This is a genomic window from Pseudoduganella namucuonensis (assembly GCF_900116645.1).
GTDB classification, from domain to species: domain Bacteria; phylum Pseudomonadota; class Gammaproteobacteria; order Burkholderiales; family Burkholderiaceae_D; genus Rugamonas; species Rugamonas namucuonensis.
This window is the reverse complement of the sequence record NZ_FPBO01000029.1, coordinates 20,251-42,458: the sequence shown is the minus strand read 5'-3', so window position 1 is coordinate 42,458 and position 22,208 is coordinate 20,251. Positions and strand designations below refer to the sequence as shown.

The following is a 22,208-nucleotide window of genomic DNA, read 5'->3' as shown; positions in this document are numbered from 1 at the left end:
GAAGCTACCCACGACTGAAGCATATGGCCTCAGTGGCGCGCGACGGTATCGCCTATACAGGAATTCCTGTCAAACCACAGAATTTGCAAGAATTTTTACCGGAAGTGTAAGAGCCTAGCCCAGCGCGCCCACAGAGGGGCCAGGCGGCTCCGGCGGGGGGGCCTCGGCGGGCTGGTCCTGCTGGGTGGAGATGGAGCGGAAGGACTTCGGCGTGCAGCCGTATTCTTCCTTGAACAGCTTGTTGAAATAGGGAGCACTGGCATAGCCGACCGAATAGGCGATTTCCGCCATCGTCGCTGTGCCTTTCTCGGCCAATAACCTGGCGGCCTCCGTCAGCCGCAATTTATTCAGGTAGCTGCTGAAAGTCATCCCGAGTTCCGCTTTCAGCACTTCATTGACTTTGTGACGGTTCGCCCCCGTCCCGGCCACCACTGCATCCAGGTCCAGATTGGCGTTTGTGTAATTCGTGGCGATAAACCGCAGGACCAAAGCCTTTTCCTTGTCCTTATAGGGCTCCAGGGTTAATTGACGGTACGCCACCAATGGCAAGTCTTTCTTCAGCTTGGATTCCAGGCTGGCGGCCAACGCGCGGGTATGGGCGCGGAAAAACCAGAGGGCGAACGCGCCACAGCTCGCCAATAGAATGGCAAGCAAAGCCGCGATATAGCGATAATCCCGGCCATGCAAAATCACGTCGCTGATTTCCACGTAAGAATCGACGTTGCGGGGCGTCGCCGAGCCGGTGCCGAACACGATTTTCGCCACCTTGTTTAATATATAGCCCTGCTGCGACAAGTCGAGCCGCATCGAGGAAAGCCACCACTCGGGGATAAACATCCGGGTAATATCCAGCGAGACCGGCACGCCATGCCTGTTACAGGAAAAGTACGTGCCGGGCGAAGGATAGGTTTCGAGTTTTCCAGGCTTGGAGATCTTGTCGTCAAACGTGGAGATGACCATGGTCATCGACCCGGAGGGCGCGCATTTGGCGAGGAAAGTGATGGTGGTGTATTTCGACCAGTCCAGGTGGGTCTGCCGTCCATTCTGATCGTCCAGCATCAGTTCGGTGGCAACGTAGGGATACCGCGCGGCGTCCGTCAGCTTGAAGTCGAATCGTATCCGGTCCCGGCCGGGATCGCTGAGGATGGTGGAACTGCCCCCCGTCGCGACATCCGTGTAAGTGCGGTAGTGCCAGCGGGCGCCATCTTTATCGGCCGGCAATAGAAAAAAGGTCAGAAAACTCTGATGGATGAAAAAAGACGCCAGCAGCAGGTCTGCAAGCACCAGGAAAATGAGCGCGACCAGCGCCTTCTTATAGAAATGTTGCATGTTGGTACATTATGATGAACGGTCTCCGCGCACCACCGCTTGGGGTCGCGCCATATGCATCATAACAGTTCAACCCGCCCCAGGCGACCGCCGGGAACCCGCTGTACGCTCCTGCCGGTCGGCCCGCGAGGGATCTCATGATTGTCCATTGCAAAAAAAAGGGGCGGCCGGAGCCGCCCCGAAAAGACTACCACAAAGGTGGCAGGGACGACCGTTACGAGGCGCTTTGAGGACTGAACCGCGTTGGCTCGGCCTCGCGCGCCAGGCAGACACGGGCCAGCCACGCGCGCAGAGGCCGGTCATACCATCTGGACAACGCCAGGGCGAACAGCGTCACGCCGCAATACATGCCGACGCCCGCCGCCGCCAACACCGGCCTGGACGGATGCGTGGACCAGTTCCAGTGGGCGAAAATATAAATAAAGGGGTAATGCACAATGTAGACGGGATAGGACAGCTCGCCCGCCAGGCGGGCCAGCCACCCCCGCCCGTCCTCGCCCTGGTCCGCTCCCGCGCCCGCCATCAGGATGCACGGGAACACCACGATCACGCACACCGCCTCGTACAGCCAGTTGTACGCCCTGAACACCGGCGCGGCAAAGACGGCGACCAGCGCCAGCGACAGCACGGCGTAGGGATGCGGCAGCGCGATCCGCAATTTCATCCGGTACACCAGCAATCCCAGCAGGAATGGACAGGCGAGGCGGACCGGCGCGACCCAGTAGTGGTCCCAGCCCCAGCCATAACCCAGATTGCCGAATCGCTTTGCCGTCCACAACAAGGCCAGCGCGCTGGCGCAGCACAGGACGATATGCGGCTTGCGCCCCAGCCGGGAAGCGAACAGCGCATACAGCACGTTGGCGATGTATTCCTGGAGCAGCGTCCACGACGGACCGTTGACCGGGTGCGTTTCGCCGAAATAATTGGGCAGCGTCGGCGCCGGCAACAGCAACAGACTCAGGCAGAACGTCAGCAGCAGCATGCCCGGCGACAGCGCGGGGCCGATGCGCTGGGCGTTGCCGGCGAAGGGATCGAACAGGTAGCCGAGCACGCCAACCACCATCGCCACCAGCACCATCGGGTGCAGCCGGATCAGCCTGCGCATGAAAAAGCCGGACGGCGCCAGACGGCCGCCATCGCACATGCGGGCGTCATACGCGTGACCGAGGATGAAACCGGACAGGGCGAAGAAGAAATCCACCGCGAGAAAGGTATGCGGCATGGGATTCAGCTCCAGGCTGGGCACCAGCATTTCCAGGATATGGAAGGTGAAGACGCTGAATGCGGCGGTTCCGCGCAAGCCATCCAGCACATGGTAATGCGACTTCACGATGACACTCCTCGCTCAATGGGACCCGCGCCGCGGATCGGTTGAACGCATTGTGCGAGTTGCGCCCCGGCGCCACAATTGCAAAAACCGCCAACGCGGCACATGAAATTACGCAGGCGGCGGCGCGCTGTTGGCGCTCCGCGAAAAAAAGGGGCGGCCCAAGCCGCCCCCGAAAAAACCGCCGGATCGGCGGTTGGAGAAACCTTCCCTTCCTTGTATGGATCATCACTGGTGAACGGGTTGGCGCCGTCGTCGAACAGCGCGTAGCCGTCGTGGTGGCGGGCCGTCATCACCATGCGCCGCGGCCGGGCACGGAATAGTTCATGTCCATCGTCTCGCTGAATGGTGGTGGACGATACAAGATGCGGCGTTGTCGCGCCGACGCGCCGCGCCGCGCCGCGCCGCCGATGCGATTGTGCGGGCGGCGCAGGGGCCGGGTCAATTCCGAAAATCGCGAGTGGGGGCAACGATATTCCCCACGCCCGGCCCGCGACGGCGCCGGGCCAACCGGGCTTCAACGGCCCGTCGGTGCATCCGAGCGCCGGGCGTAACGCGGGCCACGGCGCTGGGCTTCGGCAAGACGGCCACCGGCGGCGCGGCAAGCCGGTGGGCCGCCCGTAGGCATTCCGCGTCAGGCGGTCATCAGCGCCGCCACCTCGGCCGCGCTGAGCGCGCCGCGATAGATGCGGAACTCATCGATTTTGCCGTTGAAATACGGATCGGGATACTGCGAGCGGCCGATCCAGTTCCTGGTGGTGTTCTGCAGCCTGAACGGCGCCAGGAACATGCCGGTGTTGACGCCCGCCTGCACGCCGTTCACGTACAGCCTGCCGGTGCCGCCGGACAGCGTCACCGCCACGTGCACCCACTGCCCCGTGGGCAGCGCCGCGGTGCTGTTGATGTTCTGCTCGTTGCTCCAGCCGTTGACCGTGATGGCGAAGCGCGCCGGCCCGGTGTTCCCCGCACGCGGCGTCAGCATCATGTAGTGGCCGGTGCCGGAACCGAAGTCGAACACGCGCTCCCAAGCCCGGCTGGCGTTCCAGTACACCCAGCACGCGATGGTGGCGTCGCCCACGTCGGACATGATGCCCGCCGGCAGGCTGACGTAGCCGCTGCTGCCGTTGAGCGACACGGCGTTGTTCTTCTTGCCCGGCACCCAGATGGCGCCGCCCGCCAGCGTGCCGGCGTGGCCCTGGCCGCTGGCGTCGGCGGCGACCGTGCCGCCGCTCTCGTTGAAGGCCAGGAGGGTGTGCAGTTGCACGCCCACCACCGCCTTGGTCTCGTTGGAGTTGGCGGTGGTGCCGGTCGACGTGGTGGCGCTCACCACATAGTAGTAGGTGCCCGCCGCCAGGCCGCTGTCACTATAGGTGAGCGGGTCGGTGATGCCGCTGGCCACCGTCGTGTACGGTCCGCCCGGCGTGGTGGCGCGCTTCAGCGTGTAGCCGGTGGCGTAGGCGCTGCCCCACCACGACAGGACCACCGCGCCGCCCATCGTGTGGGCGGTCAGCCCGCTGGGCGCGGCGCCGCTGGCGATGGGATCGCGCGTGCAGGTCAAGGTGCCGTAGCCCAGCTGGTCGTAGCCGCCACTGCCGGACCCGGAGCCGCCCCCCTCGGGCTGGATCTGCAGCGCGAACCGTTTCGAGTGCGGCGCGGCCAGCCCCTTGCGGTTGACGTAATGGTTGTAGACCAGCGCCCAGCAAGGCCTCACGTGCCCCTGGGCGGATGTGCTGAAGACGGTTTGGTTGACATTGTCGATGTTGTTGTAGCGGACGTAGGGCACGGTGTAATAGGTGCCGCCGGACTCGATCAGATTGCTCTTGGCGACATATTCCGCGCCCGCCAGGAAGCGGTTGTTGTCGTGGCCGTACAGGTCCTCGCCCTGGTTCCACGCCATTTCGCAGATCGCGCCCAGCAGCGCGATGCCGAGCGTGGCGTGGCCCTGGTCGCGCCCCGATTCCTGCCACTGGCCCAGATGGCCGGGATGCAGGAAGTACACGGCCTGGCCTATGCCGCCGTTGCCGCTCTCGCCCTTGAGGTAGTTGATGGCCTCGTCCCATTTGGCCTGGTCGTCGCACAACACGCTGATGGCCAGGATGGAGGCCAGGTTGCACAGGTCCCAGTTGGCCCAATAATGGGTGATCTCGGTGCCGTTGTGGCGTATCAGGAAGTCGTGGTTGATCGGATAGAAGACGTTGAGCATCATGTTGCGGAAGCGGGTGAAATCGGCCGCCGCCCAGCCGCTGTAGCCGCGCATGATCTCGGCGGCGTTGGCGAACTCGTAGCCTTGGAGGCCGGCCGCCAGCGCCGCTTCGGTGCTGCCCTGGATGGAGGTCAGGACCGCCGACCAGGCGTTCATGATCTCCACCGCCTTGTTGGCGTAGTCGGGGTTGCCCGAGACCTTCCAGCGCAGCGCGCAGGCGTAGGCCGCCGCCACGTCGCTAAACAACAGCCCGAAGTTCTGGGCATGAACGCCGTCGCTGCCGCGGTAGACGATGGGAACGGGACGCGCCGTGTAACCCAGGCTGGCGTGGCTGTTGTTGATCAGCAGGTTCCAGCTGCCGCTCCATGGGCTGGTGGTGTACTTCGCCGCCATGCGCGTGAAATCGGCGTCCGTGTGCAGCAGGCCGGGATGGATGAACGCGCCCGGCGGCTTGCCGCCCTGCCGGGCCGCGGCGAGCGCGCCGGGGGCTCCGCCCTGCCCGTCCCCACCCAGTCCGCCGCCGCAACCGGCCAGCGCGAGGGCTCCGAGGCTATACAGGAAGGTGCGGCGCGAAATCTCCGCGTTTTTGTTTTCGATAACATCTTCCACCGTGTTAATCATATTTCTTCACTCCGGGGTTGAACTGCTGTCTGGGAACAACTTGATCCGGCGGGTGCCGGGGCGGGATGGGCGCGCCGGTTTCGCCGGCGCCGCCAAGAAATTGCATTCAATACATTAAGAACTTTCACGACATTGGTATGGCGACGCCGGCCCGGGCGGGTGGCGCGGGCTTGGAGGTAAAATAGCGTTCCTTCGCTTCCACGCCGCAACGGCGCCCCGCTACAAGAAAATGGCCAAGCCCCCCACCACCACCCGGCGCAGCATCAATCTGCTTCTCGACCACGCCGCCAACCATCTGGACATCGGCGCCCCCTTGCCCAGCGAAACGCGGATGGCCGAGATCGCCGAGAGCAGCCGCACCGCCGTGCGCGGCGCGCTGCGCCACCTGGCCGAGCATGGACTGGTCGCGAGCATGAAGGAGCGCTATCTGCTGCGCAAACCCAGGCCGGACGATTACTTCGACGTGTCGGAACTGCACAGCGCCACGGAACAGCTGCAGCAAGTGCTGATGGAGCGCATCTACGAGCGCGACCTGCCGCCGGGGGCCGAATTCACCGAGGCCGAGCTGTCGCGCGCGGCCGGCGTGAGCACGATCGCGGTGCGCGAATTCCTGATCGGCTTCTCGCGCAACGGCCTGATCTCGAAGAACCCGCGCGGCGGCTGGCGCCTGTGCGCGTTCGACACCAAGTACGCGCAGGAGCTGGGGGAGGCGCGCGAAATGTTCGAATTGAAGTCGATCGAACGCATCGCCGCCCTGCCCCCGGGCGACCCGGTGTTCGCCCGGCTGGACGAACTGCTGGCGCGCCACGAGGCGCTGGCCGGGGAACCGGCCGAGGGCCGCGCCGAATTTCCCGCCCTCGACCGGGAGTTCCACACCTTTTTGATCGGCCTGTTGGACAACCGCTTCGCGGAAAACCTGAACGAGGTGGTGTCCATGGTGTACCACTACCACTACCAGTGGGACAAGCGCGACGAGATCCCGCGCAACCGGCACGCGCTGCAAGAGCATCTGGCCATCTTGCGCCCGCTCGCCAGCGGCGACGTTCCGGCCGCGCTGGCGGCCATGCGGATCCACCTGCGCTCGTCCCGCTCCACCATGCTCAACTCCCTGCGCAACAGGGAGGGCAGGACGCACGCGCAGTGACGCCATGCCGTGCCCGCGCGTCACGGCAGCGGGTCCAGGATCACCGCCGCGCCGCCCGCCGCGGCGAGGCGCAGCGATAGCGCGTCCTTGGCCGTCACCTCGCGCTCCACGCGCCGGACCTCGTTGGGCGTGCCGCCGTCGTCCCACACCGTGGCGCGGTAGCGGCCGGCGGGAAGGAAGTCCAGCGGCACCCGCTCGACGCGGCCGTCCCCGGCCTCCTCCGCCGTCATCGCGCCGAGGTACCAGCTGCCGCCATGGCGCCGCGCCAGCACGATGTCGCGCCCCGGCTCGCCGGACAGGAAGCGCGTCTCGTCCCACGCGGTCGGCACGCGCTTGATGAAATCGAATCCGGCGGCGTCACGGTAGGCGTCCGGGCTGTCGGACACCATCTGCAGCGGGCTGTCGTACACCACATACATCGCCAACGCCTGGCCCCGCGTGGTCTGCGTCTCGGGCATCGCCTCGCGCACGGCGAAGCTGGCCGGCGTGCCATTGCGGAAGCCGCCCGGCGTGTAGTCGATCGGGCCGGCCAGCATGCGCGTGTAGGGCAGCATCAGGTTGTGTTGCGGCGTGACCTTCCTGCCCATCTTGTTCCATTCCGCGCCCAGCACGCCTTCCTGGGTGATGAAGTTCGGATAGGTGCGCTGCAGTCCGGCGGGAACGTAGGCGCCGTGCAGATCGAGCAGCAGCCGGCGCTTCGCCGTGGCGTCGGCGACGCGCTGGTAGAACTCGACGATCTCCTGGTCGTCGCGGTCCATGAAATCGATCTTGACGCCCTTGATGCCCCACCGTGCGTAGGTGTCGAGCACCTCGTCCATGCGCGGCGCGACATGCTCCCAGTGCGCCCACAGCAGCAGTCCCACGCCCTTGCCGGCCGCGTAGCGCGCCAGCGCGGGCATGTCGATGCCGTCGGCCGCGCGGCCGATGTCGGTGGTCGGCAGCGCCTTCCAGCCCGGGGCGGCGGAACCCTTGGCCCAGCCCGCGTCGATCAGGTAGTACGGCAATCCGGCGGCGGCGGCGAAATCGATGAACCGCTTGTAGCTGTCCATGTCGGCCGCCATGCCGGCCAGCGGGCTCGAATACCAGTCCCACGCCGCCTTGCCCGGCCGGACCCAGCTGAAGTCGCCCCGCGGCGCCGGATTCAGGTTGCCGACCAGGTGCGAGCCGATCAGGTCGCCGGCGCGGTCGCCCAACATGACCACGCGCCAGGCCGTCGTCAGCCCCGTCCTGGACACGAACGCAGGCGCCGGCCGCTTCGGCGGCGCCGACAGCCGCACCCGCAGCGCGCCGCCCTCGCGCCACAGCGACGCCCCGGTGTAATCCGCCAGATGGGCCTGGGTGATGGCGTACGCGGTGCGCCCGGAAGGCGTCTTGCACGCCACCGGCACATCGTAGGCCACGCCTTCGCGCAACTGCGACACCCTCCTGCGCTCGAAGGGTTCCTCGTGCGCCCCCTTGGCGAGCGACACCAGGCATTCGGGATCGCCGGCCGGGACGAACGCGGTCAGTTCGCCGCGCAGGCGCACCGGCTCGGCGCCATCGAGGCGGTAGCGGAACGCGACCCCGTCGTCATAGGCGCGCACGTCGACGAACAGCCGGCGGCCGGCCGGCGCGCGTTCCCGGAACGCCAGCGTGGCGCCGCGATAGCGGTCGCGCGCCTCGGCGGCCTTGGTGGCCACCAGCGGAATGGTCCGGTCGACCTCGACGTCGTCGCGCCGTTCCAGCGCGAGGGCGCCGAAAGCCGGCGCGCCGTCGAGTTCGAGGCCCAGCGGCGACGACGCGATGACGGCGTCGCCGCCGCGCGAGATCGAGAACCGGCTGCCGTCCTCCTCGATCCGGATGGCGACGCGCCCATCCGGGGACGAGACGATCGCCGGCGCGGCGCAAGCCCAAGCCGCCGGCAACAGAACCGACGCGACCGCCGCCGCCGTCGAAGTCAAACGCGGTTTCCTCATGACGCGGCCAGGTGTCGAATGGAACGCCCGCGTCCGGCGGTCCGGCGCCGCCTCAGCGCCAGGGCGGCGCAGCCGATGCCGATCAGCAGGAACGGCGCCGGTTCGGGGACCGCCGTGACGTGCGGATCCGAGAGGTTGGCGAAGATGTGGCCATCCGCGCCGGCGGCGAGGCCGGGGGTCCAGGCGAATTCCGCCAGGGCCCCGGTCACCGGATCGTAGTGGCCGAGCGGCGTGAAGCCGTCACTGCCGAACGCCGACACGACGAATTTCGAGATGTAATTCGTCATCGGATCGACCGCGCCCGCGAAGGTGAGGTCGAACGACAGCACGCCGCCGAAATCCACGGACTGGAACAGGTCGTTCGACGTGTCGTTGCGGAAGCGCCAGCCGCCGGCGACCGCGGTCACGCCCCAGGAGTCGATATAGGGCGAGCTCTGGAAGCCGACCAGGTTGGTCACCGTCGCCGTCGCCAGCGGCATGTCGCCGCTGGCGCCGAGGTTCATGTCCAGGAAGCCGCTGGCGGCGCCGAAGGACGCGGTGTCGATCGTCACGTGGACGACGCCGGCCGAGGCCAGGCCGCAGCCCGCCGCCAGCGCCAGGGCCAGCGCCGCGCGGCGCAGGAGGGATGCGGTCTTGTGTTTGATGTGCATGGTGAATCCTCCTTAAGGTTGGCCGCGGAACAGCTGCGCCGAGTAGGTGACGGGGGCGCGGTTGGGGTTCGAGAACGTGAGGTTCACGGTGACCGACGAGCCGGGGGCGAGCGGGTTGGCCAGGGCGACGTACGGCGCGCCGGCGGCGTCCATGCCGGTGGCGTTGTCGAGCACCAAGCCGTTGCCCAGGCCGTTCAGCCTGAGCGTCAGCGGACCGGTCAAGGTCGAGCCCGTCGTGTTGGTGAGCGTCATGCCGCCGACATACTTGCCGGTGGCGCGGTTCAGGGTCGCGCCCTGCTGCGTCATCTTCACGCTGGCGCCCAGGTCGATCGGGCCGATGTTCACCGTCAGCGAGCGGGCTTGCTCGGTGTTGCCGGCCTGGTCCACGCTCCAGTAGCTCACGGTGTGGGTGCCCTTGGCGCTCAGCGCGACCGTGTTGCCGGTCTGCTGCGCGCCGCCGTCCACGGTGTAGTGGGTCGCCGCGGCCGGCGAGCCGCCGTCCGCCGCCACCGACAGCGCCAGCGACACGTCGCCCGAGTACCAGCCGCTGGCCGGCGCGGCCTGGCTGGCCGTCGCGGTGGTGACGGGAGCCGTCTTGTCGATCCTCACGGACGCGCTGCGCTGGGGCTCGATGTTGCCGGCCCAGTCCACGCTCCAGTACACCAGCGAGTGGTTGCCTTCTGTGTTGAACAGGATGGCGTTGCCGGTCCGCTGGGCGCCGCCGTCGACGGCATAGTAGGTAGCTTGCACGCCCGAGCCCGTATCGGTGGCGCTCAGGGTCACGGTCGTGTCCTTGTTGACGGCGCCGCCGGGGGCGTCGGCCTGCGTGGCAGGCGCTGTGGTGTCCGCGCCGTGCAGCGAGCCGTGCAGCCGCACTTCCGCCAGGTTGCCGACCCAGTTGGTCGGGTTGTAGATGCGAATGTAGCGATACGGTACCGCGCTGCCCACCGCGAACGTCTGCCAGTCCTGTGCTTGCGCGGCGGCGTTCGTGATCGCGGTCCAGGTAGAGCCGTCGTTGGAACCCTGGAACACGGTGCTTTTCGCGCGGAGGGTCTGGTCCTGGCGCGCCAGCAGTTCGACACTCGTCAGGTTGACCTGGTTGCCGGCCTTGAAGTCGAAGATGATGTAACTGCCAATACCGCTGTTGTTACTACCGATGCGGAAATCCGAGGCGGAGAAGATATTGCCGTCGAACAGCGCATCAACATTGGACTTGGTCACCGCGGCGCTACGGTTCACCGTCGAATCGATCAAGGTGGCCACGGTCGAGATGTTGCGGATCAGGTCCGATTCATCCACCACGTAGGCTCCACTGCCGTCCGTCGTGGCCGTGGCCGGGTAGCCGGCCGAACCATCCGCCATCTTGTAATTGACGGCGAAGTTGACCTTGCCCGCAGCCACGCTTTGGGCCAGGACCGCGGTCGCCGTGAAGTTGACGTTGTCCGTGGTGGTGACCGTCGCCGCCTGGCCATGGATCGTGGCCGTGACGTCGGTGATGGCCGCCTTCGCCGTGAACGTCAGCTTGACGGTGTTCCCGGCGACAACACGCTTGTTCAGCGCAGACGCGGGGCTGAGCGATTGCGCCGACGAGATCGACGCCGTCGCTATCTGCGCGCTCGACTTGACGATGCCGTACAGGCGCAGTTCCGACATATTGCCCACCCAATTGTTGCCGTTGGTGACGCGCACATAGCGGTACGGCGTGGCGCTGTTGGCCCACAGCGTCTGCCAATCGGCCGTGTTGCCAGCATTGTTGGTGATCGTGTCCCAGGTCGTCCTGTCGTTCGAGCCTTGCACGAAGGCGCCGTTGATGCGGGCCACCTGGTCCGGACGGGCGATGATCTCGACGCGCGACAGGCTCACGGTGCCGCCGCCGCGGAAGTCGAACTCCACCCAGGCGCCCCAGCCGGCGCCATTGAGGCGGTAATCGGTGGACGTGTTCAGGTTGCTGTCTAACAGCAGGTTGGCGGTGTTGACCGCGTCGACCGCGTTGCGGCCGCTCGAATCGCTCACGGTGGTGATCGTCGTGAGGTTGCCGATGAAATTGGTCTGGTCGGCGATGTACACCCCGCTGCCGTCCGTCGTGAAGATGGTCGGTTCGGCGTCGAGGCCGGCGGCCGTCTTGTAGTTCAGCAGAAAGCCCACGTTGCCGGGCGCCGCCGTGGCGTTGATCACCGCGCTCGCGGTCCAGTTCAGGTTGTCCGCCGTCGTCACCGTCGCGGCTTGTCCCTGGATGGTGACGTTGACGTTGTTGATCGGCTCGGTCGAGACGAAGTTCACCTTGACCGTGTTGCCCGGGATTACGCGCCTGCGCAGCGCCTGATCCGAGCTCATGGTCACGGACGCGATCGCGTTCACCGTCTCGTAGCGGGTGCCGAAGATGTGGAACTCGGCCAGTTCGAGGATGGAATTCGCGGACATCGCGATCTTGATGAAGCGGAAGCGCTGGTTGTGCAGCTCACCGGAGACCGGCAGGTGCTGCAAGTCTTCCGTCACCACGGTCTGGCCCGGCGTCAGTCGCGTCCAGTTCGCGTTGTCGTTGGAGCCGTACACCGTCGTGTCGCCGACACGCTCGGGGAAGCTCTGACGCGCTTGCAAGGCAAAGGCGGTTGCCGAAATCTTGAAGCTCGGTCCGAAGTCGAGGGTATGGACCCGATTGCCCGCCGCCCAGCCGAAATACACGAAGCTGTCGGAATCGTCGTCGAGCGCCTTGAACGCCTCATTCTTGAAGGTGGAGGCGGGGAGCAGCATCTTGGCGTAATTCATGCTGCCGTCGGCGATCACCGGCGTCAGCAGTTGCAAGTCTTCCAAGGCCGACCTCAGGGTTGCCAGCTTCTGGAAGAACACCTCATCGGTCGCACTCGAGATCACGCTCGCGATGTCGTTGTTGGCGGCATTGTAAGTGGCCAGGGTCGAGCTGACGTACAAGGAATTCGGGGCATAAACGCCATTCAGGAGATTGACCGTCGCTTGGCGATCGGCGCCCACGATCACAGAGAAGCGCTTGCTCGTGATGGTCGTGCCGTCGCTGGCCTGGACCACGAAGGAGTGGGTGCCGGCCTGGTTTGGCAGCCACGAGAACGCGCCGGTGCTGGTGTTGAAACTGGCGCCGGGCGGCAGGTGGTCGATCTGGTAGGTCAGCGTCGCCGCCGGGTTCGAATCGGTCGCCGCGAAGCTGGTGCTCACCGTTTGGCTGGTGCCGACGTAGCTGTAAATGCTCAGCTCGGCGTTCCCGGCGTTGAAGGTGGGCAGGCTGAGACTGCCGCCGTTGACATTGATGTGGTCGAAGTCCACCGTGGTGCCGGCACCCTTGATCGTGACCTCCAGGAAGTCAATCAGCGAGCCCGGGAAGTTGACGTACATCCACTGGCCATTGGTGTTCGGCAGCTGGATCGTTGAGTAGAAGGCTTCCATGGTGGCGACGCCGTTGGTGCGGATCCTGAGGGAAAGGCTGCCCGTGCCGTAGCCGTAACCATAGACAACGTACTTGCTGCCCGCCTCGGTGGCCGTGGTGCGGATGTAGGAAGCGGTCGTGTCCGTCATGACCTGGGAATGGGCGTCGCGCGGCGTGAAGTGCCAATCGACTTCGCGATAGGGATCGACGGGGCTCATCGCCAGGTACTTGCTGCCCTCGCTGGCCGCGGCGGCCGGGATGAACAACCAGAAATCGCCGCCGCCGTCGACGGCATCCCAGTTATAACCGTTGCGGGTGCTGAAAAAACGGGTGAAACCGGGCGAGGCCTGCTCCATGTTCATGTTGCGGACGTACTTGTAGTAGTAGAACGATTCCCATGTGTTCTGGCCTATCCGCCCGCGGTAGTAGCCGGACAGATCGCGGTAGACGACGGTCGGGTTGCCGTCGGCGTCGGTGTGCGACGCGGTTGGCACCCAGGGGATGTCGTAGCCCTGCATAAAGGTGCCGAATAGCTCCGCGGCCTTGAAAATGCGGTCATCCAGGAATTCATAGGGGCCAACGGCATCCGGGGCCGTCGACGGGGTGCCAAGGACCGGATCGACCTTGGTGCCCTGGCCCATCATGAGGCGCGACAGGATTTGCGCGTTCGTGATGTCGCCGGCGCCGTGGGCCTGGTCGCGGCCCATCTCGACGTGCTGCACGGCGGGCGTGACAGCCTCGCCGGTCAGGTCGTTCTTGGTCACCAGGCGGAACAATTGCTTGATGGAGCCTGTCTGCCCCTGGTCCACCGCGTCCTTGTTGACGGTGAACCACTCGACGGCCCGGTCATACTCTTCCCGGTTGCCGGTGAAGATGGCGCCCGACATCTTGGCGAGGGTCGTGTAGAGATGCTGGTTCATGAAGCGGCAATTGCAGGAGTTGTAGGTCTGCATGACCGGGATGACCAGGTTGTTCGTGAAATTGAGGGTGTCGTCGTCCGTCCACGCCAGCGCGGGCGTCTGCGTGCTGGTGTAGCGCAGGATTTCCGCCGCCGCCGTCATGCGGCTCAGTGGAATGCCGGTGTGAATGTGCGCATCGGTGTAGTACGAGTAGCGTGTCGGGTCCATCTGCGCGTACAGGCGGATGATGCGCATCGCGTTGCCGCGATAGGTCTCGTCGCCGGTCACGTAGTACAAGATGGCCTGGGTGTAGGCCACCAGCGCATCGGCAATGAACAGGGTTTGATCCCCTTGCGACGTGAGGCCGTAGAGGCGCGGCTTGGTGGGATCGCCGCTGACGTTCTTGATCGTCGGCGTCTTCGAGGCGGAGCCGGACCCAAGCATGCTATTGAAATAGGTATTCCAGGGTTCTTGCTGCGCCCGAACCTGGGTCCTCACGTTTTCAAGGGTTTCCTTGGTAAATCCCATGCCGGGATGCTTGAAGCCGCTGGCATCGATCGCTTCGTTGATCGTCGGCTGATAACTGGTGGCCAAGGTTTGAATGGTGTCCGCGGCCTGCGCGACGCCCCCCGGCAATGGTACGAGTGTCGCGACCATGCTTGCCGAAATGACCATTGAGGCAAGACGCCTGAATGAAACGTCAAATCTAAGTATTCTCATTTTTATGCTCCTTCAATTGGAACTCCCCGAGTGTTAACGCCGACGCCCTTCTTCTATCTTCAAGAGACCGTCGCGCTTAAAAAAGCGCACTGTTGACCTGCGCCTTGCCCTTCTAAGTTTTTCATTCGTGCACCGCGACTACCGCGACCGACTTTGGCGGTAAGGTGATGGGCAGCTTGCCGCGGTCGGCTCGCGCCTGGAACGGCGTGGGCATCACGGCCTTGGGCGATGCGAAGCTGTTGTGCGCGTCCATGGCGGCGGCCGTCAGCACGCTGCCGCTGGCGGACTTGCCCACTGCGCCAGCCAGTGCGACAGAGACCGCGACCGCGTCCTTCGGACTGCTGTTGACCAGCGACAAATACAGCTTGCCGTCCTTTCCGCGCGCGGCCGACGCGCTCAGCAACGGAATGCCCGCGCCGCCCAGGGTGTATTGCGGATTGTTGTCGAGCTTGACCGGCAGCGAGACCGCGTCCTGGAACGGCACGTGCATCCTGAACGCGTGATACGTCGGCGTCAGCACCATCGCGTTCCCGTCGGTCAGTATCATCGCCTGCAGCACATTGACCATCTGGGCGATGTTGGCCATGCTCACCCGGTCCGCATGGGCGTGGAAGATGTGGAAGTGCAGCGCCGCCACCAGCGCGTCCCTCAGCGAGTTCTGCTGCTGCAGGAAGCGCGGCGGGGTGCCGGGCGTCGGCTCGTACCAGGTGCCCCATTCGTCGACGGCGAGCGTGAATTTTTTCTGGGGATCGTTCTGCTCGAGCTTGGCCACGTTGCGGGCCAGCAGTTCGCCCATGTGCAAGGCGTCCTTCAAAGCCGAGATCCACTGGTCTTCGCCGAAACCGGTGGCGGGGCCCTTGCCGCTGCCGCCGCGGCCTGGCACTGTGTAGTAGTGCAGGCTGATGGCGCTCGCGGGGGCGCGGATGTTGCGGCTCAAGTAGTCGGTCCAGTCGACGTCGCCGTCCAGGCCGCCACCGGCGATGAGCTTGGTCGCCTGCGCGCCATGTGAATGCGCGAAGGTCGCGTGATGGTTGTACAGATTGGTGAAATAGGCTGCCGTCATGTTGCCGCCGCAGCCCCAGTTCTCGTTGCCGATGCCGAAGAAGGCGACCTTGAACGGCTTGGCCCGTCCGTTCCGCGCCCGCAGCCGCGCCAGCGCCGACTGGCCGTCGCCCGTCATGTATTCAAGCCATTGCGCCGTTTCGCGCGGCGAGCCGGTACCGACATTGCCATTCACGTAAGCGTCGGCGCCGATCAGCTCGATGAGGTCGAAGAATTCGTGCGTGCCCACGGCATTGTTGTCCACCACGCCGCCCCAGTTGGTGTTCACCATGACCGGACGCTTACCGCGTGGGCCGATGCCGTCGCGCCAGTCGTATTCGTCGGCGAAGCAGCCGCCCGGCCAGCGCACCACCGGCACCCGCAGGTCCTTCAGCGCATCCAGGACGTCCTTGCGCCAGCCTTTGATATTGGGGGTCTTCGACTCGGGACCGACCCACATGCCGCCATAGATCCCGGTGCCGAGGTGTTCGGCGAACTGGCCGTAGACGTTCTTGTTAATGACAGCGCCCGGCCTGGCCACGTCGACAGTGACAGCCACTTCCGGGCCCGCATAGACCGCCTGGGCCGCGAGCATGCCGACGCAGCACAGCGCACGCTTGATCAATTTCATTTCTTTTGCTTCCTCTAATGAATAGCGGTGGGGAGGCATGCCGCCGCATGCCCACGCGGCTGTCGTTTCCCCGGTTTATTCGTCGATCGCCAGTACGGTGACCGACTTTGCCTTGAGCGTCAGGAGCAACTTGCCTTGCCCGCCGCGCGCCGTGAACGGCGCGGGCGCAACCGAACCGGGCGATGCGACGCTGTTGTGGGCATCCATGGCGCTGGCCGTCAGCACGCTGCCGTTGGCCGCTTTCGCCACCACACCCGCCACGCTGACGGCGACCGCCACGGCTTCCTTCGGATTGGCGTTGACGAGCGACAGATACAGCTTGCCGTCCATGGCGCGCGCGGCCGAGGCGCTGACAGTGGGAAGCGCAATGCCGCCCAGGCCATACGTCGGGTTGTTGTCGAGCTTGACCGGAAGCGAGACCGCATCCTGGAACGGCACGTGCATCCTGAACGCGTGATACGTCGGCGTCAGCACCATCGTGCTCCTTTCGGCCTGGATCATGTCCTGGCGTGGGGCCTGCTGAGCAATGTTGGCCATGCTCAGGCGGCCCGCATGGGCATGGAAGGCGTGGAAATGCAGGGCCGCCACGAGCGCGTCGCCCAGTGCGTTCGGCTGCGGCCGCTGCCGCGCCGCGGCGCCGCCCCCGTCCCATTCGCCTATCGCGAGGGAGGTTTTTTTCGTCGCATCGTTCTTGTCGAGCATGGCGACATTGCTGTCGATGAACTCGTTGATCTGCCAGGCCCGGTTCAAGGCGGCGATCCACCGCGCCTCGCCCAAGTCGGGCGCCGCGCTCCCGCTGTCGTTGGCTACAGTCGCAGTTGGTGGACGGTGCGCGCTGATGCCGTCGCGGTAATCGCGGATACGTTTTTTGGTACTGAGTTCATCGGTCCATTCCGCGCCGCCGCCGCTGGCGATGAGCTTGGGCGGCTCGTTGCTCTTTCCCCGGATGAAGACCGCGTATTGGTTGTACAGGTCCGCATAGTATTGCGGCGTCATGTTGCCGCCGCAGCCCCAAGGCGCGCGGCCAACGCCGAAGTAGGCCACTTTGAATGGCTTGGCGCGGCCGTTTTTCGTCCGCAATCGGGCCAGCGTCGAACCGCTCGGCGCGGCCATGTATTCGACCCAATCGGCCGCTTCGCGAGGCGAACCGGTGCCGACATTGCCGTTCACGTAAGCGTCGGCGCCGAGCAGCTCGACCAAGTCGAAGAACTCGTGCGTGCCGACCGCGTTGCCGTCCGTGGCCTTGCCGCGCGGTCCAATAGCGTCGCGCCAGTTGTACTCGTCCGCGGAGCAGCCGCCCGGCCAGCGCAGCACCGGCACGCGCAACTCCTTCAGCGCGGCCACCACATCCTTGCGCCAGCCCTTGATGTTGGGAATTTTCGACCGGGGACCGACCCACATGCCGCCGAAATTGCCGGCATGGCCATCCGCGGCCGCATGGCCGTACAGATTCTTGCTGATGACCGGTCCCGGGTGTCCCGCATCGATTTCGATGTCCACGGTTTGCGCGGCCCAGGCCGACGCGGCCACCAACAGGCCCGCGGCCATGATGGGGAATTGGAGGTGCTTCACGGGCAGTCCTTGTGTTGTTGAATGCAGGCGAGCCGGCCCCCGACTGCGGGCCGGCTCGGGCGTCTGCGATTTATGGGCACCTCGAATAGCCACCAGGTATTTCGAGGTAACCTTATGCTCGCGTCTTAGAACTTGTAGCGCAAGCCAGCGGCGAACATGCGGCCGTTGGCCATGAGTTGGGCCCCCATGCCCGTCTCATGGGTTTGCGCTTCGCCAATCATGCGCTGCGGCGTGACGTTGGTGAGGTTCGAGGCGCTCACGGACAGGGTCAGATGATCGTCGATCGCGTAGTTGAGAGAGGCGTCGAGAATGCCATACGGATTGACATAGGAACCGCCGATCGGACCCTGTCCAATGTTTCCCAGTTGCTGGGACGAACGCCAGGTGTACACGACGCGCCCCGACAGCTTCTTGCCCTCGTACAGGCCGGAGAGGCTGTAGCTGTGCTTGGACACGAACGGCTGTATCGTATCGACGATGCGCTTGTTCACGGAGTCGCCAATGTTGATCGGGTTGGAGGTGTCGACAAACGTATAGGACGCGGCCACGCCGAAGTCGCGCAGCCAATTGTCCTTGGCATCGAAGAACCACTGGCCCGCCAGCTCGACGCCGCGCGCCCAGCCCTTCTCGGCGTTGATGTCTTGCGAAATGAGGTACTGACCTGGCGCGCAGCCGTTGTTCTCGATGCCCGCATACGCCGGATAAACGTCGACCGTCCTGCAATTCGACACTTTATTGAAGAATCCATCAATGTTCTTTGCGAACACCGCGGCAGACACATAGTTCGTCCCGCTGAAGTAGCGCTCGAGCGACAAATCGAAGCTGTCGGCGACCTGCGGACGCAGTGCCGTGTTGCCCATGCTACCGGTGCCGTTCACCGTGTTGACCGAGATGGCTGGATTGAGCAGATCCGGGTTAGGACGGGTCATGCCGCGGCCATAGGCGAACCGTGCCAGGAAATCCGGCGCGATGGTGTAGGTGGCGTTGAACGTCGGCAGGACGTTGTTGTAGGAACTGGTCTCGGTGTGGTCGACGAAGGTGTTGGCAATCGTCGGGCTGGCGACGCGCGCCGTCGCCGACGTCTCGGTACGGACGACGCGAACGCCGACGCTACCCTTGACGCGCTCGTCGAGCGCGCTGAATTCGCCGGTCAGATAGCCTGCCAGCGTGTCTTCGGTCATGAAGCGGCGACCCCACGCGTTTTCAACATAGGCGCCCTCGGCCGGAATGCCTGCGTTCGGGAATTGTTGCGCGACCTGGTTGCCCAGCAAGGCGTCGGGCGAGTACACGACATAGCCGCCCGAAAAGCCGGCTCTGCCGTCCATGTAGTTGGTCGGCGCGTTTTGCAGTACGCCCGGCTTGGTCGAGACCAGGATGCCGTTCGACCGGTCGGCGGCGAGGTCCTTGCCGTTGGTCGTCAGCCGTCTGCCGCCGAAGCCAAAGTTCTTGAACATGCTTTCCTGGGTCGCAAAGCGGGTGCCGAACTTCAGGTGGCTGAACGGCCCATTATCCAGGGAATAGACGCCGCTGAGCGAGGCCGCGTGGCCCTTGTCGTCCCAGGTATTGTAGGCGGCGCTTTCGTAGTTGGAGAAGACGAAGTTGGCCGGATCGGACAGGCTCGGGCCGCTGAAACCGATCCGATTCGTCTCGCCCTCGGCGAAGCGCGACACGTCCCAGAGCTTGCCGGCCGCGCCAGCCATCTCGACCCTGCGGTTGTCCTGTTTTTTATCCGATCGGATGATATTGAAATCGCCCTTGAGCGACAGATCGCTGGTCGGGCTCCACTCGGCACCCGCCACCGCGATCCCGGTCCTGTAGGGGGTGTGTTCGTCGCCCCCCCATGGCCTGAGCGACGAGTTGAGGAAGGTGCCGCTCATGACGCGATTGGCGCTCAGCACGTCGTCGCTGCCGCCATTCCAGTTGCGGTTGGCCCGGCCCTCGGTCATTGGGAACGGCGCGGTCTGCAGATTTTGCACGTGGGTGCCGTTGTCAATGAAGTTGAAGCGATAATTCTGGTGGTACAGGTAGTAGGTGTAGTTGAATTCCGTAAAGAAGCGCAAGGTGTTGCTGACGCGATAGTCGGCCGCCAGGTTCAAGCCCCTGCGCTCGCGCATGATGGTTTCCTGGAACACGTTGGCGAGCATCCCGGGCTGGGCGACGATATTGCTGATCTGATCGGCGCTCAGCCCTGCCGTGTTCGGCATGTTCCGGCCAACCGTGGACGAGGTCGGGAAGGTCGGCACGCCAGCCAGATAGCTGACGTCCTTGCGGCCGGCATACGTCGACGATGGCAGGTTCGGGTTGTTGCCCGTGTTCGCGGCCGCCAGGGACGCGTATTCGGCGCTATCGGCGCGCACGACGCGGCGGTAGTCCGGGCCGCGGTTGCCCGCGGTGCTGTCGGATCGGCCGGCGCTCTTCTGGTAAGCCACCGCGGCCATCACGCCGATGCGCGAGCCGCCGCCCAGATCGAAGCGGTTGGCGATCAGACCGAACAGTTCCGGGTCTTTTTGCTTTTCAAGATCGTTGTAGCGGAGGTTGGCGTTCAGCGCGGCGGTGAAACCCTTGAAGTCGCTCGGATTGCGGGTGCGGATATTGATGAGGCCGCCGATTGCGCCTTCGATGTGCTCGGCCGAAGGATTCTTGTAGACGTCGACGCCGGCGATCATGCCCGGGATCGCGCCTTCGATGTTGTATTCGCGGCTGCCGGCGGTGAAGAACTTCCGGCCGTTCATGACCGACGCCGTCTGTCCCGTCAAGCCGCGAATGCCCAGGCCGGAACCGTTGCCGGACGGCGAAGCGCCTTCGCCGCCGAAGCGGTAACCCTGCACGCCGGGAATACGGGTCAGCGTTTCGGCCACGTTCGGGTCGGGCAGCTTGCCGATATCGTCCGCGGTGATCGAATCGACCACTTCCATCGTGTCGCGCTTGATCGCCACCGACGAGCGCGCGCTGGCGCGGATACCCTTCACGACGATGACCGCCGATTCATCCGCGGCTGCCTGCGCCATTGCGTTCGGCGCGAATGCCTGGCTTACCGCAAGTGCGATGCCGGTGGCCTTAAGGGACAACTTGAGTTTCGTATTCATCTACTTCGTCTCTCTCTAAATTTGGATATATATGGACAGCTTTTCGGCTTTCCTTATCATATTTATTGCAAAGGCAACTTTCGGTATCGATACCAATCGCGCATCCATCGCGCCGCATTTGGATGCGAAATAGCGTCTTTTCCGCCGCAATTACCATACCACACTGACAAAGTCAATTTTTCGGTATCGATACCAATTTCAAGCGAATTTGGTATCGATAACAGAACGTGTCCATTATATGTAATAAACAGAGTATGTCTAGTAAAATCTTGGCGCGAAGAACGAGAGCCCGGCCGATGTCGCTTGCGCGCGACGCCCGCCGGCCGCGGGAATCAGGGAAACGAAGGGCGGGCGCGGGCGCCGCGGGGCGCCATCCCGCGGGCTTGGCGCCCCGCCTTGCCAGGTCGCGGGATCAGCGGCGTACGATGCACGGCGCCGTCGAGGCGCGAATCACGACCTCGCTCGGCAGCTCGATGCAGGAGTGTTGTTGTGATGAATTCTCAATCCGCGCGATCAATTCCTGCACGGCCGCTTCGGCCAGGCGTTGCAGCGGCGGGCGAATGCTGGTCAGGGGCGGATCGGCGAGCGCGGCCGCATCGGTGTCGTCGTATCCGACTATGGACAGGTCCTGCGGCAGGCGCAGGCCCGCGGCGCGGGCCGCCTCCATGACGCCGAAGGCCACCATGTCGCTGGCGGCGAAGATGGCGGTTGGCCGTTCCCGTAAATTCAACAGGCGCTTCCCCGCCTCCAGGCCGGACAGGTGGCTGAAGTTGCCGGTTTCCAGCCATTGCGGCGGCGGCTGGATGCCTTGCTCGGCCAGGGCGGCCATGTAGCCTTGCTGGCGCTGGCTGCTCTGGCCCGAGTTCTGCGTGCCGCCGATGAAGGCGATGCGCTTGTGGCCCAGTTCGAGGAGGTGGCGGACGGCGTCGCGGGCGCTGATGAAATTATCGGCCCGCACCACGGGCAGACTGGTGGGCGTGCGCCAGAAGTTGACGAGGACGATAGGTTTCGGGCTCTTCTCCAGCACGCGCAGCAGATTATCGGTGATGCCTTGCAGGACCAGGAAACCATCGCATACGCCGCCGAGCAGGTTCACGCTGGATCCCTCGCGAGGGGCCTCGTTGGTGTAGAACATGTTGTAGATCACCAGATCGCGGTTGTGACTGCGCACCGCCTTGCTGATCTCCATCACGCTGGCGCTGAGGTGCGCCGACGTCAGGTCGTTGAGCATGATGCCAAGCACGTTGGAACGCGCGCCACGCATCACCCGGGCCGAGACGTTCGGGACGTAGTCCAGGGCGACGGCCGCCGCCATGACCTTGCTTTTGCTGCGGCGGGAAACGGCGCCCTCTCCGCTGAGCGCGCGCGAGGCGGTCATCGCCGACACGCCCGCGCGGGCGGCGACGTCGTGCAAGGTGATGCTGGAAGGGGCGTGAGGCGGCTTGGATTTGGTCATTGAAAAGTCGAGGGGTGCCAGGAGAATTGCGAAACGCACCAACTTTAGCACGGATGTAACCCGCTCTCAACGGGCACGCCCGGCGGGGAAGATTGGTACCGATACCAATCCAAATTCCGTCCGATACCCGCCAGGACCTCCCGGCGCCGCATGGGGCGCGCAACGAACCGCAGGCGTGGC

The 22,208-nt window shown here is 64.8% G+C and carries 11 protein-coding genes; 1 reads left to right on the top strand and 10 read right to left on the bottom strand.

All coding sequences use genetic code 11. The features are described 5' to 3' along the window. Positions 1–114 precede the first annotated feature (114 nt). The 3 genes from BM436_RS25235 to BM436_RS25225 all read right to left on the bottom strand — a co-directional run bounded on the left by BM436_RS25235 (position 115) and on the right by BM436_RS25225 (position 5,480). Positions 115–1,329 carry a helix-turn-helix domain-containing protein gene (locus BM436_RS25235; protein WP_093558297.1) on the bottom strand — a complete coding sequence of 405 codons (1,215 nt, stop codon included), beginning with the start codon at positions 1,327–1,329 and terminating at the stop codon, positions 115–117. Positions 1,330–1,543: 214 nt separating this feature from the next. Continuing rightward, on the bottom strand, positions 1,544–2,659 hold the full coding sequence (locus BM436_RS25230; protein WP_177307501.1) for an acyltransferase family protein: 1,116 nt from the start codon (positions 2,657–2,659) through the stop codon (positions 1,544–1,546). Between the two features lie 631 nt (positions 2,660–3,290). Next, on the bottom strand, positions 3,291–5,480 hold the full coding sequence (locus BM436_RS25225) for a LamG-like jellyroll fold domain-containing protein (RefSeq protein WP_093558295.1): 2,190 nt from the start codon (positions 5,478–5,480) through the stop codon (positions 3,291–3,293). A 229-nt stretch (positions 5,481–5,709) separates the two neighbouring features. Here BM436_RS25225 and BM436_RS25220 point away from each other — a divergent pair, with 229 nt between their 5' ends. Beyond that, on the top strand, positions 5,710–6,624 hold the full coding sequence (locus BM436_RS25220; protein ID WP_093558294.1) for a GntR family transcriptional regulator: 915 nt from the start codon (positions 5,710–5,712) through the stop codon (positions 6,622–6,624). Positions 6,625–6,644: 20 nt separating this feature from the next. Here BM436_RS25220 and BM436_RS25215 read toward each other — a convergent pair whose 3' ends face one another. From BM436_RS25215 to BM436_RS25185, 7 genes are all read right to left on the bottom strand, one after another. Then, positions 6,645–8,564, bottom strand: coding sequence for a glycoside hydrolase family 97 protein (locus BM436_RS25215; protein WP_218164926.1), 1,920 nt, complete (start codon positions 8,562–8,564; stop codon positions 6,645–6,647). A gap of 11 nt (positions 8,565–8,575) precedes the next feature. Continuing rightward, on the bottom strand, positions 8,576–9,229 hold the full coding sequence (locus BM436_RS25210; RefSeq protein ID WP_093558292.1) for an NF038129 family PEP-CTERM protein: 654 nt from the start codon (positions 9,227–9,229) through the stop codon (positions 8,576–8,578). A 12-nt stretch (positions 9,230–9,241) separates the two neighbouring features. Further along, on the bottom strand, positions 9,242–14,179 hold the full coding sequence (locus BM436_RS25205; RefSeq protein WP_177307499.1) for an OmpL47-type beta-barrel domain-containing protein: 4,938 nt from the start codon (positions 14,177–14,179) through the stop codon (positions 9,242–9,244). 184 nt (positions 14,180–14,363) lie between these two features. Then, a complete protein-coding gene (locus BM436_RS25200) occupies positions 14,364–15,914 on the bottom strand; it encodes an alpha-N-arabinofuranosidase (RefSeq protein ID WP_093558290.1) in 1,551 nt (516 codons plus the stop codon). Between the two features lie 75 nt (positions 15,915–15,989). Next, entirely contained in the window at positions 15,990–17,486 is a 1,497-nt protein-coding gene (locus tag BM436_RS25195; RefSeq protein ID WP_093558289.1) for an alpha-N-arabinofuranosidase, read from the bottom strand. A 125-nt stretch (positions 17,487–17,611) separates the two neighbouring features. Beyond that, a complete protein-coding gene (locus BM436_RS25190) occupies positions 17,612–20,572 on the bottom strand; it encodes a TonB-dependent receptor (RefSeq protein WP_093558288.1) in 2,961 nt (986 codons plus the stop codon). A gap of 412 nt (positions 20,573–20,984) precedes the next feature. Then, positions 20,985–22,028 (bottom strand): LacI family DNA-binding transcriptional regulator, encoded by a 1,044-nt coding sequence (locus BM436_RS25185; RefSeq protein ID WP_093558287.1) that lies wholly within the window; start codon positions 22,026–22,028, stop codon positions 20,985–20,987. Between the last annotated feature and the right edge of the window lie 180 nt (positions 22,029–22,208).